The organism is Pleionea sediminis (assembly GCF_007570825.1).
Taxonomy (GTDB): domain Bacteria; phylum Pseudomonadota; class Gammaproteobacteria; order Enterobacterales; family Kangiellaceae; genus Pleionea; species Pleionea sediminis.
On record NZ_SUNB01000001.1, the window covers coordinates 2,126,302 to 2,140,815 of the forward strand.

At 38.8% G+C, this 14,514-nt stretch carries 17 protein-coding genes; 12 read left to right on the forward strand and 5 right to left on the reverse strand.

The features are described from left to right. The first annotated feature begins 25 nt into the window (after positions 1-25). From FAX86_RS08725 to FAX86_RS08745, 5 genes are all read left to right on the forward strand, one after another. Positions 26-478 carry a hypothetical protein gene (locus tag FAX86_RS08725; RefSeq protein WP_144392940.1) on the forward strand — a complete coding sequence of 151 codons (453 nt, stop codon included), beginning with the start codon at positions 26-28 and terminating at the stop codon, positions 476-478. A gap of 70 nt (positions 479-548) precedes the next feature. Then, entirely contained in the window at positions 549-1,217 is a 669-nt protein-coding gene (gene nfi / locus FAX86_RS08730) for a deoxyribonuclease V (protein WP_144392941.1), read from the forward strand. Then, entirely contained in the window at positions 1,214-2,575 is a 1,362-nt protein-coding gene (locus FAX86_RS08735; RefSeq protein ID WP_144392942.1) for an alkaline phosphatase, read from the forward strand. The genes nfi and FAX86_RS08735 overlap by 4 nt, the downstream gene beginning before the upstream one ends. Positions 2,576-2,584: 9 nt before the next feature. Beyond that, the gene (locus tag FAX86_RS08740) at positions 2,585-2,956 is read left to right on the forward strand and encodes a VOC family protein (protein WP_144392943.1); all 372 of its coding nucleotides are present in this window, start codon (positions 2,585-2,587) and stop codon (positions 2,954-2,956) included. Continuing rightward, positions 2,943-3,581: a YceI family protein gene (locus FAX86_RS08745; protein ID WP_144392944.1), complete on the forward strand. Its 639-nt coding sequence runs from the start codon at positions 2,943-2,945 to the stop codon at positions 3,579-3,581. Before FAX86_RS08740 ends, FAX86_RS08745 begins: the two co-directional genes overlap by 14 nt. Before the next feature lie 46 nt (positions 3,582-3,627). Here FAX86_RS08745 and FAX86_RS08750 read toward each other — a convergent pair whose 3' ends face one another. The 3 genes from FAX86_RS08750 to FAX86_RS08760 all read right to left on the reverse strand — a co-directional run bounded on the left by FAX86_RS08750 (position 3,628) and on the right by FAX86_RS08760 (position 7,612). Then, positions 3,628-6,507 carry a prolyl oligopeptidase family serine peptidase gene (locus tag FAX86_RS08750; protein WP_144392945.1) on the reverse strand — a complete coding sequence of 960 codons (2,880 nt, stop codon included), beginning with the start codon at positions 6,505-6,507 and terminating at the stop codon, positions 3,628-3,630. A 6-nt stretch (positions 6,508-6,513) separates the two neighbouring features. After that, complete coding sequence (locus tag FAX86_RS08755; protein ID WP_144392946.1) at positions 6,514-7,047, reverse strand: hypothetical protein; 534 nt, start codon at positions 7,045-7,047, stop codon at positions 6,514-6,516. 103 nt (positions 7,048-7,150) lie between these two features. Continuing rightward, positions 7,151-7,612 carry a DUF4442 domain-containing protein gene (locus FAX86_RS08760; protein ID WP_144392947.1) on the reverse strand — a complete coding sequence of 154 codons (462 nt, stop codon included), beginning with the start codon at positions 7,610-7,612 and terminating at the stop codon, positions 7,151-7,153. A gap of 172 nt (positions 7,613-7,784) precedes the next feature. On the opposite strand from FAX86_RS08760, the gene FAX86_RS08765 reads away from it, so the two are divergent. Beyond that, positions 7,785-8,327 (forward strand): hypothetical protein, encoded by a 543-nt coding sequence (locus tag FAX86_RS08765; RefSeq protein WP_144392948.1) that lies wholly within the window; start codon positions 7,785-7,787, stop codon positions 8,325-8,327. 7 nt (positions 8,328-8,334) lie between these two features. Further along, a complete protein-coding gene (locus tag FAX86_RS08770) occupies positions 8,335-9,327 on the forward strand; it encodes a 2-hydroxyacid dehydrogenase (protein WP_144392949.1) in 993 nt (330 codons plus the stop codon). 7 nt (positions 9,328-9,334) lie between these two features. Here FAX86_RS08770 and FAX86_RS08775 read toward each other — a convergent pair whose 3' ends face one another. After that, positions 9,335-9,847: a helix-turn-helix transcriptional regulator gene (locus FAX86_RS08775; RefSeq protein WP_246128530.1), complete on the reverse strand. Its 513-nt coding sequence runs from the start codon at positions 9,845-9,847 to the stop codon at positions 9,335-9,337. Positions 9,848-10,091: 244 nt separating this feature from the next. Here FAX86_RS08775 and FAX86_RS08780 point away from each other — a divergent pair, with 244 nt between their 5' ends. From FAX86_RS08780 to FAX86_RS08795, 4 genes are all read left to right on the forward strand, one after another. Further along, on the forward strand, positions 10,092-10,565 hold the full coding sequence (locus FAX86_RS08780) for a TlpA disulfide reductase family protein (protein ID WP_205859134.1): 474 nt from the start codon (positions 10,092-10,094) through the stop codon (positions 10,563-10,565). 1 nt (position 10,566) lies between these two features. Further along, positions 10,567-10,800: a DUF4266 domain-containing protein gene (locus tag FAX86_RS08785; protein ID WP_246128531.1), complete on the forward strand. Its 234-nt coding sequence runs from the start codon at positions 10,567-10,569 to the stop codon at positions 10,798-10,800. Further along, positions 10,791-12,125 carry a DUF3570 domain-containing protein gene (locus FAX86_RS08790; protein WP_144392951.1) on the forward strand — a complete coding sequence of 445 codons (1,335 nt, stop codon included), beginning with the start codon at positions 10,791-10,793 and terminating at the stop codon, positions 12,123-12,125. The genes FAX86_RS08785 and FAX86_RS08790 overlap by 10 nt, the downstream gene beginning before the upstream one ends. Before the next feature lie 68 nt (positions 12,126-12,193). Further along, on the forward strand, positions 12,194-13,084 hold the full coding sequence (locus tag FAX86_RS08795) for an FAD:protein FMN transferase (protein WP_205859135.1): 891 nt from the start codon (positions 12,194-12,196) through the stop codon (positions 13,082-13,084). Between the two features lie 9 nt (positions 13,085-13,093). Here the strand turns inward: FAX86_RS08795 and FAX86_RS08800 are convergent, their stop codons facing one another. Beyond that, the gene (locus FAX86_RS08800) at positions 13,094-14,032 is read right to left on the reverse strand and encodes a LysR family transcriptional regulator (RefSeq protein WP_144392952.1); all 939 of its coding nucleotides are present in this window, start codon (positions 14,030-14,032) and stop codon (positions 13,094-13,096) included. Between the two features lie 244 nt (positions 14,033-14,276). Here FAX86_RS08800 and FAX86_RS08805 point away from each other — a divergent pair, with 244 nt between their 5' ends. Then, positions 14,277-14,513, forward strand: a complete 237-nt coding sequence (locus FAX86_RS08805) for a hypothetical protein (RefSeq protein ID WP_144392953.1) — start codon at positions 14,277-14,279, stop codon at positions 14,511-14,513. Position 14,514 lies beyond the last annotated feature (1 nt).

Genomic DNA, 14,514 nt, shown 5'->3' on the forward strand with positions numbered 1-14,514 from the left:
CTCGGTGAGAAGTTGAGGCAGTAAAATGTATACGAGCAAACCCATAGTCGTCGAAGATACTCGTTTTTCTCGAAAGCACCATCGGGCTGCTTATCAGGCTTTGGTAATTGATTTATCTCGTGGCGACACTTTTGAGCGGCGTAAATCGCTGGATAGTTGGTTAAAGAGTCATGGACATCCTTTATCGCATGGAGAGAACTGGGAAAAAGTGAACGGCGAGTTCGATTGGTCTTACGAATACCGTCAAGTGGTTCAAGATGCCATGATTAACGGCTTTTTCTACTCTGACGCATTTCAAAAACAATTATTCCATTGTTACATTGAAACTGGGCGTTTGACGTTAGAGAAGCAAGAGCAGATTACCCGGCAAGTTGAATTATCGTTAAGAGCCAATAACAAAAAGGGCTCGGCCAAAAATCCATTTTGGACGCTTTGGGTGGCTTTGATTGCGGTTATACTCCCGATGATTCATCACTAATCGTTTGTTGAGTTGAGTATTTGTTGAAAGCTTTTTAAAGTGGTGTTTTTACCTAACGGAAACACTCAACTTGGAAAGTTTACTTGAGTCGTGGCCCTCGGACTTCAATGAGGCCAAACAAATTCAGTTAGCGTTAGCGCAAAAAGTCGACATTCAGCAACACGTTCTTGAACCAAAGCTGATTGCTGGAGTTGATGTTGGTTTATTAGATCAAGGGCAAACCATTCGAGCGGTAGTCACTTATCACGATGCCACTTCTGCTGAGTTGCTTGATTATAAGGTCGCTACTGAACCTTGTCGTTTCCCTTATGTTCCTGGTTATTTATCTTTTCGTGAGTTACCTGCTGTTTTAAAAGCTTTTTCTGAGTTTAATCATCGACCTGATCTGGTGTTATGCGATGGACAAGGTATCGCTCACCCCAGAGGATTTGGCATTGCGTGTCATTTGGGAGTCTTGCTTGATTTACCCACCATTGGTGTTGCGAAATCGCGGCTGGTAGGAGAATTCGTGGAACCAGGCGATGCCAGAGGGAGTCGAACAAAATTAAGTTACCGAGGAAAAATTGTTGGTAGTGTCCTTCGGACTCGCGATAAAATTAAGCCTTTATTTGTTTCACCCGGCCATCGAATAACGATTGAGCAGTCGGTAGACTGGGTTCTCAAGTTAGGTCGTGGGCTTAAATTGCCCGAGCCAACACGTTGGGCCGATAAAATAGCATCAAATAGGAATTTTAAATGAAATTGTTTTGCAAGTTTTGGACTCTCATTATCTTGTCTTGTGGCTTTAGCGCTCAAGCAGATACGCCAAAGGACATGGCATTGCCCAAGAATATTATTTTAATGATTGGCGATGGAATGGGGCCAGCGCATATTAAGGCCTACCGAGTATTTAAAGATAATCCAGAAACGCAAGGGGTTGATCCATTACTTATTGACGAATATTTGGTTGGAGCTTTAACAACTGATAACAGTGTTGGTGTTTCAAATGGTAGTGATGAGTCCATTGAGCAAGGAACTTATCAGGTCACTGATTCTGCTGCATCAGCTACAGCATATAGCTCTGGAATTCGTACTTATAATGGTGCCATTGCGGTCGAAGATGATAAGTCTAAAACGTTAACGGTTTTAGAGTTAGCCAAAAAGAAAAATATGAAAACGGGTTTGGTCGCTACTTCCCAAATTAACCATGCCACTCCTGCTGCATTCATCGCGCATGTAGAAAGCCGTAAACAGTACAATGAAATTGCCGACTTTTTTGTTGATAGTCAGTTCAACGAACAACCCATGGTTGATGTTTTTCTAGGTGGTGGCTGGAAGTATTTTAAGCGAGACGATCGTGATTTAGTGAAAGAACTTGAGGAGAAGTCCTTTCAAGTTATCACTGATGCGAAAGAGCTTTCGGGTGCAGGCGATAGGGTTGCTGGATTATTCGCTGATGTTGGTTTACCGTCGGTATTAGATAGAGAGCAAAAACATCCATCGCTATCACAAATGACAGAGGCCGCTATAAAGCGACTTAAAAATGATAAAGGTTTCTTTTTAATGGTTGAGGGCAGTCAAATTGACTGGGCAAGCCATGATAATGATGTTGCTGGCATGCTTCATGAGATGGATGACTTTAATAAAGCTATCGCAAGTGCCATAAAGTTTGCTGAAAAAGAAGGCGACACTTTGGTCTTGATTACAGCGGATCATGAAACTGGAGGATTATCTGTCGGTCGTCGTATTGAGAACGATAGCCACTATAAATTTAATGCAAACCCTGTTAAGAATATGAAGAAGAGCTTGAATAGCTATACTGATGAGGTACTTACTACGAAAAGCTTAGACGTTTTTTTAACGGAATTGCAAATTGAGCTTCTATCAGTTGAACAAAAAGAGTGGAAAGTATTAAAAAAGAAATTGAACAAAGATGAGGTGTTCGATTTCTTACGCCGAATTGTAAACCGTGCAACTTATACAGGCTGGACGACGAATGGTCATACTGGCGTTGATGTTAATTTATATGCCATTGGTAAAGGTGCCGAGTTATTTAGAGGACTTCATCCTAATACTTTTATTGGAACAACATTGAAAAGTTGGCTGCAAAATAAATAGGAGAATACTATGGCTGGTAAAATTGTTTGGACAGATCTTACGGTGTCAAATGCCGAAGAAATTAAAGAGTTTTATCGGCATGTGGTAGGTTGGCACCCTGAGCCTGTTGGAATGGGCGATTATGATGATTTTAATATGCTGGCAGAAGGTGAGAAAGATCCTTCTGCGGGTATATGTCATGCATTAGGGCAAAATGCAGACATTCCTCCAGTGTGGATGATGTATATCATGGTTGAAGATTTAGAGCGCTCTTTAGTTTCTTGTGAAAAATTAGGCGGAAAAATTTTAAAGCAACCCGAAAGAGATCGTCGTTATGCCGTGATAGAGGATCCTGCCGGCGCTATTTGCACCTTATATCAAGAAAAAGATGCAAAGCGTTAAGTTGATTACTGGAGCGCGGTTGTTTTGCGCCTCTTTGCTTCTTAGTTGTTTAACTGGATGCAGTTATTTATTAACGCCATCGGTTGAAGTTAAGCTCGAAGAATTAGAGTCGGGGCAATACAAGCTCGATCCAGCTCACACAACAGTGCTCTTCAAAGTTTCTCATATGGGACTGTCAACTTATATTGGCCGCTTTAATAAATTTGATGCAACATTAGACTTTAATCCCAAGCAAATAAAAAAGACACGACTCGATGCTTTTGTTGAGACTGCCAGTGTCGATGTAAATAATCCAAAGTTAGAAGATTCGCTAAAGGGTGGAACCTGGTTCGATTCAGAGAAATTCCCACGAGCTACTTTAAAAACACTTTCTGTTGAGCCTTCAAGCCAGTCTGGGTCACAATTTATTTTTAATGCTGAACTTACACTGCTGGGAGTTACTAAGCCTATTCAGTTGCAGGCCAGTTTTAATGGTGGAGCAGATAATATTTTGACGGGCTATTATACGCTTGGTTTTTCTGCGACAGGAACAATAAAACGTTCCGACTTCGGTATGGATTCTTATATTCCGATGGTGGGCGATACAATAAATATTGAAATTTATGCTGAGTTTCAACAGCAGTAAAAGCAAAGCCCACTACTGAGCTTTGCTTTATTCTTTCTGTTTGGAACTAGTTTATTATAAATTCTCTTTCAAGAATTACTTGTTGTTCCCAGTTAAACAGCTGTAATTTCCATTTTGATTGAGTTGTATCTTCTTTAAAAGGAAGGAATGCACTCCAAGTTCCATCGGGCGATCCCCAAAGCGTAAATTGTCGTGGATAACTTGTTTGCCCATCTGCATCTATTTTTATCCAGCGGGCAGGAATAGCGACACGATCTTTACTCGTATTAAGTCCGGGAGCATCAACTTCAAACTGAACTCCGAAGCGATCTTTATCTTCCGGTAACGCTTGAATATGAGTGCCTGCTTCAACGAGCTCCATCGTATCCCTTTCACCAAAAGACTCTCTTTCTTTAAAAGCAAAAGAACCAAGTTTAATATTTTCTAAATACACCTTGTAGTCACTGAGTTCGAATACTGACTTTGCGAATCGCTTTATACTTTCCAATTCACTCTGAGTTAATTGAGATTCTGCTAGTATCCATGGCATAGCGCTTTTAATATGATCGACAGCAATTTTACGCTGTCTTTCAGATATTCGATCGTACTGTTCTAGCTGCATTAGTTTGAGGCAAGTGTGAATGTCTTTGTGAGGTTTGGGTGCTGAGCAATAGAATCTCGCTAGCATAATATTATTATCTGGAGAAGGATCAAGTTGAGTTGCTTTCTCTAAATGATGCTTAGCCTTAGACCAGTTTTGTTTAACATACTCGCCCTCCATATACATTCTTCCCAAGCGTTTATGAGCATTTTCATATTCAAGATCTGCTGCAGCTTTGTAGTAGTCGATCGCTTTAGCGAGATCTTTTTTAACATCGTCGCCAGAGTGGTAAGTAGCACCTAAGTTAAATAAAGAACGAGGATGATCGTATTTTGCAGCTAACTTGTAGTAATCAAAAGCTTTTTCTTTATCAATATCAGTATTATTGTCAAATTCATAGCGATCAGCAATAAGAGCAAAGTCTCTGGCGATTGCCTCTCGCCCAGAATTACTGAGTTTATTTTTTGTGGGTAGTTTTAAATTTAAGACTCGACGGAGATAGTCAAAAGTAACTGCCGCTTCAATTTGTCGAGCATGGTTGCTGCTATGACCGTGTCCTGTATTTTCAAAGAACAGGGTTTCAACATCATGATTTGTTTTTTTGAGTAAATATTTAAAACGATTAGTATGTTCAAAGTCTGCAATATCGTCGTCTTTACCAGCGATGAGTAAGATGGGTGCTTTCAATTTTCGATATTGATGAACCGGTGACACTTCTTTAAGTTCTTCTCTGTATTTACCGGCAATTTTTTCAACAGACTCGGTAAACTCTCCACCCGAGCGGTGGTTACTAACATTGTAAAGTAACTGCAGATCGTACACTCCAAAACCACCAATCACACATTTATATACTGATGGGTGTTTCATAGCCAGCATAACGGCTGAATAACCACCGTAGCTTGCACCAATTGAGCAGATATGTTTAAAGCTTTTTTTCTTTAATATGGTGTTAACCGCTAATGTAATATCTTCTTCTATAAGTTTTCCAAATTGTCCAACACCCTGATCTTGGAATGCTTTTCCAAAGCCCGATGAACCTCTGAAATTAACTCTGAGTACGGCAAAACCTCGACTGGCAAAATATTGAACTTCAGCGTTAAATCGATCGGATTCACTAACGCCAATAGGTCCCCCATGAGGCATGACTAATAGTGTTTTAAAATCGAAATCGCTGGATGGATATGTAATAAATGCTTCGATTTTGCTGCCATCTTTCGAAGTTAAATAAAACGTTTCTGATGGATGTAAATATTCGTCATCTAATGTTTGGTATGAGACTAGTAGCCTCTGAGCCGTTGTCGCCTTGTCATCAATTAGAAAGTATTCACCAGGTTGATCGGAGCCATTAACATGAAGAATTCCCGATGATTTATCATGTGTGGTATCGATGAAGTAGGTTTCTGCATTTTTAAAAGTATTCGCTATTCTGGAAGCTGCCTTTTTTGTACTTGGATCAAAATAATTCCATTGTCTGAGTCCATTTTTTAGATACGAGACACCTATGAGCTCGCCTTTTTCATTATAGTGGGCTGAATCGAGATCGTACTCAGGGTGTTGATAAACAATATCACTGAATTCTTTTGAATAAATATCATACTCTCTCAATACGACTTTGTCGGTTTCTTTATTCGTCAGTATTGCGATTTTGGATTGATTTATGAATCCGCTAAACTTTAATTCGTAATCTTTGTCTGTAATGGTCAAGTAAGTTATCCATTCGTCACTACCCCAAGGCAGATAACTGAATGTCCGCTTATCGTCATCCTCATCATATTCGAAGGTAGTTATTATGTTAAAGTTAGGATCATAACTGTAATAATTAGTCGACTTATCGTGTTCGATTTCTAAAGCATCAGAAAAGTCATCATTTGCGAGGTTATCGATATCTATAAGAAATAAGTTGGTGTATTTACGATTTCTCGAATGTTTTGCGAACAGAACTTTGCTGGAATCTTTTGGATAATCATGCACAAAATAACCATGGGTTTTTATTGGCAAAGCCTGAACTTGATTATCCTTGATTAATCTAAAAATCAAAGCGACTCGATCTTTGTTTCTATGATCAATATTCAGCAAAATATCGGTATTATTTAGCCAGTAGTAGCTATCGATGCGATTGTCTTTTCCCATGGGAATCGAGCGGGTTGTTTTCATTTTTTCTGTATCGATTAAGCTAAAGTAATAATTCTCATCATCAAGAACATAGGCCGATACAAATTTTCCATCCGGTGATAGCCTTACCTGTTGAACATCTGGATCATCAAATAACTTATCAGCACTGATAGGCTCGGCGAAGCAATATGGCACAAAAAATAAAGCGAAAGCGAGTAATATTCGAATATCCATGGTGTGTTAGTCCTTTTTTAATGATGCCGCAATGTCAAAAAAATCGTCTTCCCCTGGGCCGCTGTTGGTAATAGGGTAGTTTGAAAGTACAACAGGGTAAGACTCTTCCAGATATTCGAGAGCTTCAGATGAGCGGTTGACTAGTTCGACTCGAGAAACACCACTCCAGTAGCGTGGCCTTACAAGTTCTAGATGACCGATGTAGTTAATTTTTCCTTGCTCGATAGTGACTTGCCAATATTCTTCGTCCAGTTTCATATACCAGTAACGATCCAGTTGAATGCGCTCGAAAGTATAACTTCCGGCTTCCAATTCAACTAAAATATAGTTTGAGCCTGCTCGAATGTCTTTAGAGCCGAGAGAAATGTTTTGTGGACCATTGATATAAATGGTTTTTAAATCTCGATTAGTCTCCACACTAAGCAATAAATAGCCTTTTGCCTTTGCTAATTGAGTTTGTCCATCCTTGATAGAGGTTACCTGAGTTGCACAGCCTGAAAGCAATAGAATTAGTAAGGCAACTGCCTTGAGTCGATTCATCATAGATTCCTTGTCTGTTAAAAATAGCTCTAAACCAATTTTGCGTTTGTCGAGCGTGGGTATTTTAATATGAGATACCGTCTTGTGCTGTTAAATATTGCCTTTATTGCGACGACTTTAATTTCACATGAAGCCGCTTGTGAACCTTGGCGACCAGCTCTCCATCGGTATTAACCACATCCACTTCAAATATTGGTTCGAATTTTCCTAATTCTTCAGTTTTTCTTTTAATGTCATCAACGTGTTCTTGGGTGAGACTGAACTGGCAATAAACGTCTGTTTTTCCGGGAGATATGTATTTAATACTCGATTCTTTATCCCAGACGATATAGTTTCGGCCAAGTCGGTTTGTGAGCAATAATACATAGAAAGGATCGGTCATAGAAAATAATGAACCGCCATAAGCAGTACCGAAATAGTTGGTGTTTAACTTTCCTTTTTTGAGCCTTACTCGAGCGTAATCCCAAGATTCTGAAATTTCGAGCACTTTAATTCCAGAGCCTAAATAAGGTGGCCAAAAGTTGAGAATTCGTTTCAGCCAATTAGCACTTAGTTTCCTACGCATACTGTCTCTCCTTGATGTTCTGGTCATACCAGTTAAGGATATCGTTTTTGTGTTTATTTCGCAATAAGATGTGTACTGATGGATCTTATCGTAAAAGTGTTTTTGAGCGCTGTATCTTAGGCGCTGGCCTGACTTATACTAACTTTACTGTCAGAAATTAAAGTAAATATAAATGGCATTAAATCGAAGTGAGCAGGAAAAAATTGAATTAGAGCACCAAGCGGCAAAAATATTTATGCGACTTTACGAAGCAGCAAAGGGTGTGAAGATTCGTCATATTTGGCACAATAAACCTGTCAAGCCAGATGTATCCTGTCGATTAAAAGGAGTAAGACTCGACCTTGAAGTGGCTCATCTTTATGCCTCAGAACAGGAGGCTATGAAGATATTGGGCAGGGAACTTGGTTCAAAAACTCGAGAAGCATTAAAGCTCCTGGAGCGCCAAAAAAATATTGAGAAAAGGTTGGTCGATGCTCTTCAGCGAATATTGCTTTCGAAAGCTGAAAAAAAATATCGTAGTGATCGTGTTTGGCTGGTGATACGAAATGCTCATCCCGAATGGACGGCAGAATTAATTGCTCGAAATATAAAGTCTTTACATATTCCACAGGAGCATCCTTTTGATCAAATTTGGTTAGTAACCGACTTTGAAGGTAAAAGCGGTATCATTGAATTGTTTCCAAAAGTTGATTTCCCTCAAATCAATAACGTGTGAGTTGAATATGAATATTGGCTTTTTTAGTGCTAAAAAATACGACGAAGAATTTTTCAATCAAGCAAATAAAAATTATGGGTATAAGGTTCGATATTTTGATTTTTCCTTAACTGAAAAATCAGTTGTTATGGCTTCTGAGTTTGAAGCTATTTGTGTATTTGTTAATGATCGAATAAATAAGAATGTTCTGGATACTTTAAGCAAAGGAAAAACGAAATACATCGCTTTTCGGTGTGCTGGTTATAACAATATCGATTTACAATATGCGCAAAAGAAAGGATTTCGTTGTGTACGGGTGCCTGCCTACTCACCCAATGCTGTCGCTGAACACGTATTAGCATTACTTTTAACATTATATCGTTCCACTCATAAAGCATATAACCGAGTTAGAGAGGGTAATTTTTCATTAACCGGTTTATCTGGTGAAGAAATATTTGGTAAAACGGTGGGTATTGTTGGTACGGGCAATATTGGCTCAATAGTCGCGAATATATTTAATGGGCTAGGATGTGAAGTGATCGCTTCAGATCCTGTTGTTAATCAAGATCTGATGAGTAAATCGAGTATTCAATACGTTGACCTTGAAGAGCTATATCAGCGCGCTGACATCATCACTCTTCATTGCCCATTAACAAATGATAATCGCCATATGATTGACTCCCACTCTATTCAAATGATGAAAAGGGGTGTCACTTTAGTGAATACAGGACGCGGCGGATTAATAAATACGCAAGCTGTTTATGAAGCTTTAAAGTCAAAACACATTGGGTATTTAGCGATTGATGTTTACGAAGAAGAAGCTAGCTTATTTTTTGAGGATTTATCGACCGATATTATAATGGACGATTTGTTTATGCGACTCACGACATTTCCTAATGTTTTAATAACTGGTCATCAGGGATTTTTTACCAAACGAGCATTAAAGCAAATAGCAGAAACTACTCTCGAAAACTTAAAAGCTTTAGAGAAAAGGTTAAAGTCAGACAACGAAATTTTTTAATATTCCGCTACATATCTTCAAAAAACCATCCTGCAAACTCATGTCGCCCGGCGACGCCTGCCTTTGAGTAAATGTTTGATGCTTGTTGCCTAACCGACTTTTCTTTTACATTCCGAATCGCTGCAATTTCCTTCAAACTCAATCCTTTTAATAAAAAGAATCCCACGTCTTTTTCGCTTTTTGTTAATTTCCAGTCATTAAATTGATGCTGAATAACTTCACTGTAATTTTTACGAGCTTGACTCATCTTTTCTGTTTGTTGAGCATGGAGTTGCTTTATATTCATTAACTCAACTTTAAGGGTATTGAGCTTTTGGGAGCTATCAAGCAGTGTTCGAATTAATACGATAATGATACTAATAAAAATAAGAATCATTACTGTTTCTTCAAGAACATGTGTCAAGCTAGAGCCTTCAAGTAAGTCCGTGTAAATATCAATAATGTTTACAGTGACAATAATTGTAAAGAGAGCGATTGTCAGCTTCAGCCGACTCAAGTAATTGAGTACCCGGTCTGTCATTTTTGCGCCTGGAGTTAGGTATTTATTAATTGGATTTGATGTCGTCATTATAGTTCAGAGACTAGTTAAAATTATTTATAAAAGAGCCTTAATTCATTATTTCTAAAATAAAAAGCAATGAAGTCAGTTGGTTAGAGCATGTCAGGACATCTGTCCAATAGAGTTTTTTATCTATTTCTCTTAAATTGAAGTTAATAAACTAAATTTTAGTCATGGTGTTTGGATGAAGGTCGACATGGTGAACATGAAGAACGTACTTTGGTTGGTAACTTTATTGTCGTTTTGGAGCTTTAGTAACAGTGCGTTGGCTAAGGTTGATCCCGAAGTCGAATTGCAAGAGCTCTTGGATGTTAACAAGGGGCAAGTTATTTACGTCGATTTCTGGGCTTCCTGGTGCAAGCCATGCAGACATTCTTTTCCATGGATGAATTACATGTTGAGGAAACATAAATCGGATGGGTTCAAAGTAATAACTGTCAACCTGGATAAAGAACGATCTTTGGCGGATGCATTTTTGGAGGAAAATCCAGCGAGCTTTAAAGTTATTTTTGATGCCAAGGGGCAATTAGCCGAGAAGTTTAAACTAAAAGGAATGCCTATGAGTTTTATTATTAGTCGTGATGGTTCTTTGGTAAGTGGACATGTCGGATTTAATGAAGAGAAAAAGATTGAATACGAAAATGCTATCGAGCAATTACTTAAAAGTTCAGGAGAATAAAGTGAAGTTAAGAGAAATTAGACTTAAGTCCACAATTTTCCTGCTATTCGGTTTGATTCTAAGTGGTTGTTCTAGTCTAGGTGTTGAGCCTTGGGAAAGAGATTTATTAGCCAAGTCGCAGATGGCTCTGGTAGCGGATCCTGTAGAAGCAGGATTAGACGACCATATTTATTTTTCAAAAGAAGCTACCAGTGGTGGACGAAGTTTTGCTGGTGGAGGTTGCGGATGCAATTAAATGAAAGAAAAAGCGCGACATACAATCGCGTCCGTAATAATAATGTTGCAGGAGTACTCGCCGCTGCAACGGCCATATTAGTGGGTCCTTCTGTTAAAGCAGAGGGCGACTTTTGGGACTTTTCTAAAGACTGGCGATTTGACTCTGCTGTTCTCTATTACGGAGAGCAAGATCGTGTTTCTGCTTTAGAAGGGGTTTTTAGCGCAACCCGTGAAGTTGACGTGAAAGATGTCTTTAATTTTAAAGTTGTGCTTGATAGTTTAACGGGAGCATCTCCTTCCGGTGCAATTGTACAACCTGGTGAGCAAACGTTTACGCGTCCCTCTGGTAATGGCCAATATATAGTTTCAGCAGAAGAGATTCCTTTAGACGATACTTTTCGTGATACTCGATTACAATTGAACGCTCAGTGGACTAAGGCTGCGTGGGGAGAGTCGACGGGTAGTTACGGAATACATTTTTCAAAAGAATATGATTACCTGTCTCTTGCTTTTAATGGAAGTTTAGCTTGGGATTTTAATAAGAAAAACTCGACGTTTTCTGTTGGTCTTTCGATTGCTAATGATACTTTCGAGCCGGTTGGTAAAATACCCGATCCTTTCTCCTCGATGGTTATTGATTTTGGACAGTTTCCAACAGAAGACGATTATCGTGCAGCATTTAATGCAACTCGTATTGACAGTAGCGATGACAAGCAAACTACCGACCTATTATTGGGGTGGACACAAGTTATTAATCGTTCAACCATAATGCAGTTTAATTATTCTTATTCTAATGTTAGCGGTTATTTAAATGACCCCTTTAAAATTATTTCAACTGTCGATGGGGGTGGCATAGCGACAGATCATTTATTTGAAAGTCGACCAGACAAACGAACGAAGCATAGTTTCTTTTGGCAAACAAAGCACCACTTTGATGAATCGATAGCTGATGTTTCGATCAGATATATGACCGATAACTGGGACATTAGCTCTCAGACGATTGATTATCGTCACTACTTTTGGGTTGGTAATAACTCATATATCGAGCCACAGATGCGTTGGTATCAACAATCGGCAGCTGAATTTTATCGGCCTTATTTAATTGATGGTGAAACATTACCTGAATATGCATCTGCAGATATTAGACTGGGTGAATTTAGTGCTTATACGCTAGGTTTAAAGTATGGTTGGAAAACATCGGCAGGAAATGATATGTCTGTACGTTTTTCTTACTACAAGCAAACACCTGAAGATACTTTGAGTTCGCATCCTGGTGTGCTAAATAATCTTGAGATATATCCAGAGTTGGATGCCTTTTTCGTACAATATTCTTATTCATTTTAATGGTTATATGGGAATTAAAGGATCTTTGATAAACTTGATTGGGTAGACGTTATACGGGAATCATTTAAATGCAATCAGTTTCTGAAAAGCTGATTCCGAAAGATTTTGGATATGCAGGGCGATTTTTTGCTATGGCTAGTCCATGTGAGTGTCTAGTGGAATCAACCGAACGAAAGATTGCTAATCGTGTTATGCATTTGGTATCTCATGAGGCATGGCGAATAGAAAAAAAATACAGTCGATATCTTTCTGATAGTGTTACTCAAAAAATTAATCAGAGTAATGGTGCAGCTGTATCTGTTGATGAGGAAACACAGAGCTTATTAAACTTTTCGGATCAGTGTTTTCAAATGAGTGATGGTTTGTTCGATATAACATCGGGCGTTTTGCGACGTATTTGGACTTTCAAGCCAGATGCTGCTTTTCCGACATCGGAACAAGTTAAAGAGTTATTACCTTTGGTAGACTGGAAGAAAGTTAACTTTTCCGGTTCGACAATTACTTTACCGAAAAATATGGAAATTGATCTGGGTGGTATTGGAAAAGAGTATGCTGTTGATAGAGCCGCAAGTATTCTTCAGAAAGAGTTTCCTGAGTTATCAGTCGTTATTAATTTTGGTGGGGACTTGAGAATTACTTCGGCGCCCAAGTCGAGAAAAAGTTGGGTCATTGGTGTTGAAAGTTACTTGCCCGGTGTTAAACGAGGAATCGATCTAACCGTTGGTGCTGTTTGTACCAGTGGTGATACTGAACGCTTTATCATGCACGAGGGTAATCGTTTCAGTCATATTTTAAATCCAAAAACAGGTTATCCTGTTGCAGGAGCGCCAAAAACTGTCACTGTTATAGCCGATAATTGTACGCAAGCTGGACTATTAGCGACCTTGGCTTCTTTGCAAGGTAGTGATGCGGAAGCTTTCTTACAAAAGCAAGGTGTTAAATACTTTTGCCAACGATAATAGCGTCGGTTAATGTAAGTTCTTTAATTGCTCTCTTATTAATTCTCTACCTTCTGTTTCTATATAATTTAAAAATGTTTTTGCAATTGGCGAGATATATTTGTTGCGTGGTCGAATTAAAAACCATTTGGAAATTATTGGTAGTTGTTTTACATCGAGAATTTTTAATCCTTTTGACTCGCCGAAAGCCAAAGTGTGTTCTGACAATATAGAAATACCAAGTCCTGACATAACGGAGTGTTTTATTGCTTCATTGCTTTCAATGGTCATTCGAACCGTTACTTTTGCTTGATGACTTTTTAGGTAACTTTCAATCGCATATCGTGTACCCGAACCTTTTTCTCTCATTAAAAAAGGTTCGTGTTCGAGTTGTTTCAAATCAATGTTGGTTCGTCGGCTTAATGGATGATCACTCGGCGCAATAGCAACCAGTGGATTTTCCAGAAAGTCGATTGCTTCAAAATCAACGCTATCAGGTAAATTACTAAATACAAAAAAGTCGTCGGTACCTTGTCGTAACCGTTCTATGATTTGTTGACGATTACCTACGTTAAACTCGATATCGACATCAGGATACCGTTGGCAAAATGGTCCGAGTAAATGAGGAATGAAATATTTTGATGTGGTTACGACCGATAATCTAAGTGTTCCTGCTTTTAAGCCTCGTAATTGGGATAAGTCCATCTCCAAGCTTTCCATTCTATTAAGCACATCTTGCGCGGCTTGAGCGAGCGACTTACCTGCTTCTGTAAATACAAGCTTGCGTCCCACTTGGTCGTACAACGGCATGTTGATGCTGTCTGATAATTTTTTCAGTTGCATTGAAATCGTTGGTTGAGTGAGATGCAACTCCGTAGCGGCCTGCTTGATACTCTCATTTTGATAGACGGAAAGCAGTATTTCTAATTGTCGGAAGGTGCCGATTCGAGCATGCAGTCGTGAACTCATATTATTTTTCCTCTAACTTAATCATAGATAATTATCTATGAAATAACTAAAAAGTCTAGTAATAGCTAAGCTATTCTTTTCGAAGTGGGATGATAATGCCTTAGTAAAGCATTGAAATATAAGGATAAAAATAGGTATTGAATACAAATAGATTAATGTCTATCAAAAGCATAAGTTAAATCTATTTTAATCTAGGTGTTTGTTTTGGAATAATCTGCGACGTGAAGAGAGTTTAGGAGCACTAATGAACAATATACGCCAATTGATGTTTTGTAGTTTCGTGGGAGTGCTGTTCGCTACATCTGGTTCAGTTTTGTGGTGGAGTGGCTTAATAAATATGTCATTCGCAGCGGTGGGTGTTGGTTTGTGTGTTGCGGCTTTAATTACCTGGTTAAGAGAGCCAAGTCAGAAGAATAACGAAAAATCTTCCGTACTTGGAGGAGCGAAAGCTCACCAGTCAATGGGCTTTACGCAGAGGTAAG

Bases quoted from the DNA above. Each gene is read 5' to 3' on its own strand.
- FAX86_RS08725 (WP_144392940.1), top strand. From the start codon at position 26: ATGTATACGAGCAAACCCATAGTCGTCGAAGATACTCGTTTTTCTCGA.
- FAX86_RS08735 (WP_144392942.1), top strand. From the start codon at position 1,214: ATGAAATTGTTTTGCAAGTTTTGGACTCTCATTATCTTGTCTTGTGGC.
- FAX86_RS08740 (WP_144392943.1), top strand. From the start codon at position 2,585: ATGGCTGGTAAAATTGTTTGGACAGATCTTACGGTGTCAAATGCCGAA.
- FAX86_RS08745 (WP_144392944.1), top strand. From the start codon at position 2,943: ATGCAAAGCGTTAAGTTGATTACTGGAGCGCGGTTGTTTTGCGCCTCT.
- FAX86_RS08750 (WP_144392945.1), bottom strand. From the start codon at position 6,507: ATGGATATTCGAATATTACTCGCTTTCGCTTTATTTTTTGTGCCATAT.
- FAX86_RS08755 (WP_144392946.1), bottom strand. From the start codon at position 7,047: ATGAATCGACTCAAGGCAGTTGCCTTACTAATTCTATTGCTTTCAGGC.
- FAX86_RS08760 (WP_144392947.1), bottom strand. From the start codon at position 7,612: ATGCGTAGGAAACTAAGTGCTAATTGGCTGAAACGAATTCTCAACTTT.
- FAX86_RS08765 (WP_144392948.1), top strand. From the start codon at position 7,785: ATGGCATTAAATCGAAGTGAGCAGGAAAAAATTGAATTAGAGCACCAA.
- FAX86_RS08770 (WP_144392949.1), top strand. From the start codon at position 8,335: ATGAATATTGGCTTTTTTAGTGCTAAAAAATACGACGAAGAATTTTTC.
- FAX86_RS08775 (WP_246128530.1), bottom strand. From the start codon at position 9,847: ATGACAGACCGGGTACTCAATTACTTGAGTCGGCTGAAGCTGACAATC.
- FAX86_RS08780 (WP_205859134.1), top strand. From the start codon at position 10,092: ATGAAGAACGTACTTTGGTTGGTAACTTTATTGTCGTTTTGGAGCTTT.
- FAX86_RS08790 (WP_144392951.1), top strand. From the start codon at position 10,791: ATGCAATTAAATGAAAGAAAAAGCGCGACATACAATCGCGTCCGTAAT.
- FAX86_RS08795 (WP_205859135.1), top strand. From the start codon at position 12,194: ATGCAATCAGTTTCTGAAAAGCTGATTCCGAAAGATTTTGGATATGCA.
- FAX86_RS08800 (WP_144392952.1), bottom strand. From the start codon at position 14,032: ATGAGTTCACGACTGCATGCTCGAATCGGCACCTTCCGACAATTAGAA.
- FAX86_RS08805 (WP_144392953.1), top strand. From the start codon at position 14,277: ATGAACAATATACGCCAATTGATGTTTTGTAGTTTCGTGGGAGTGCTG.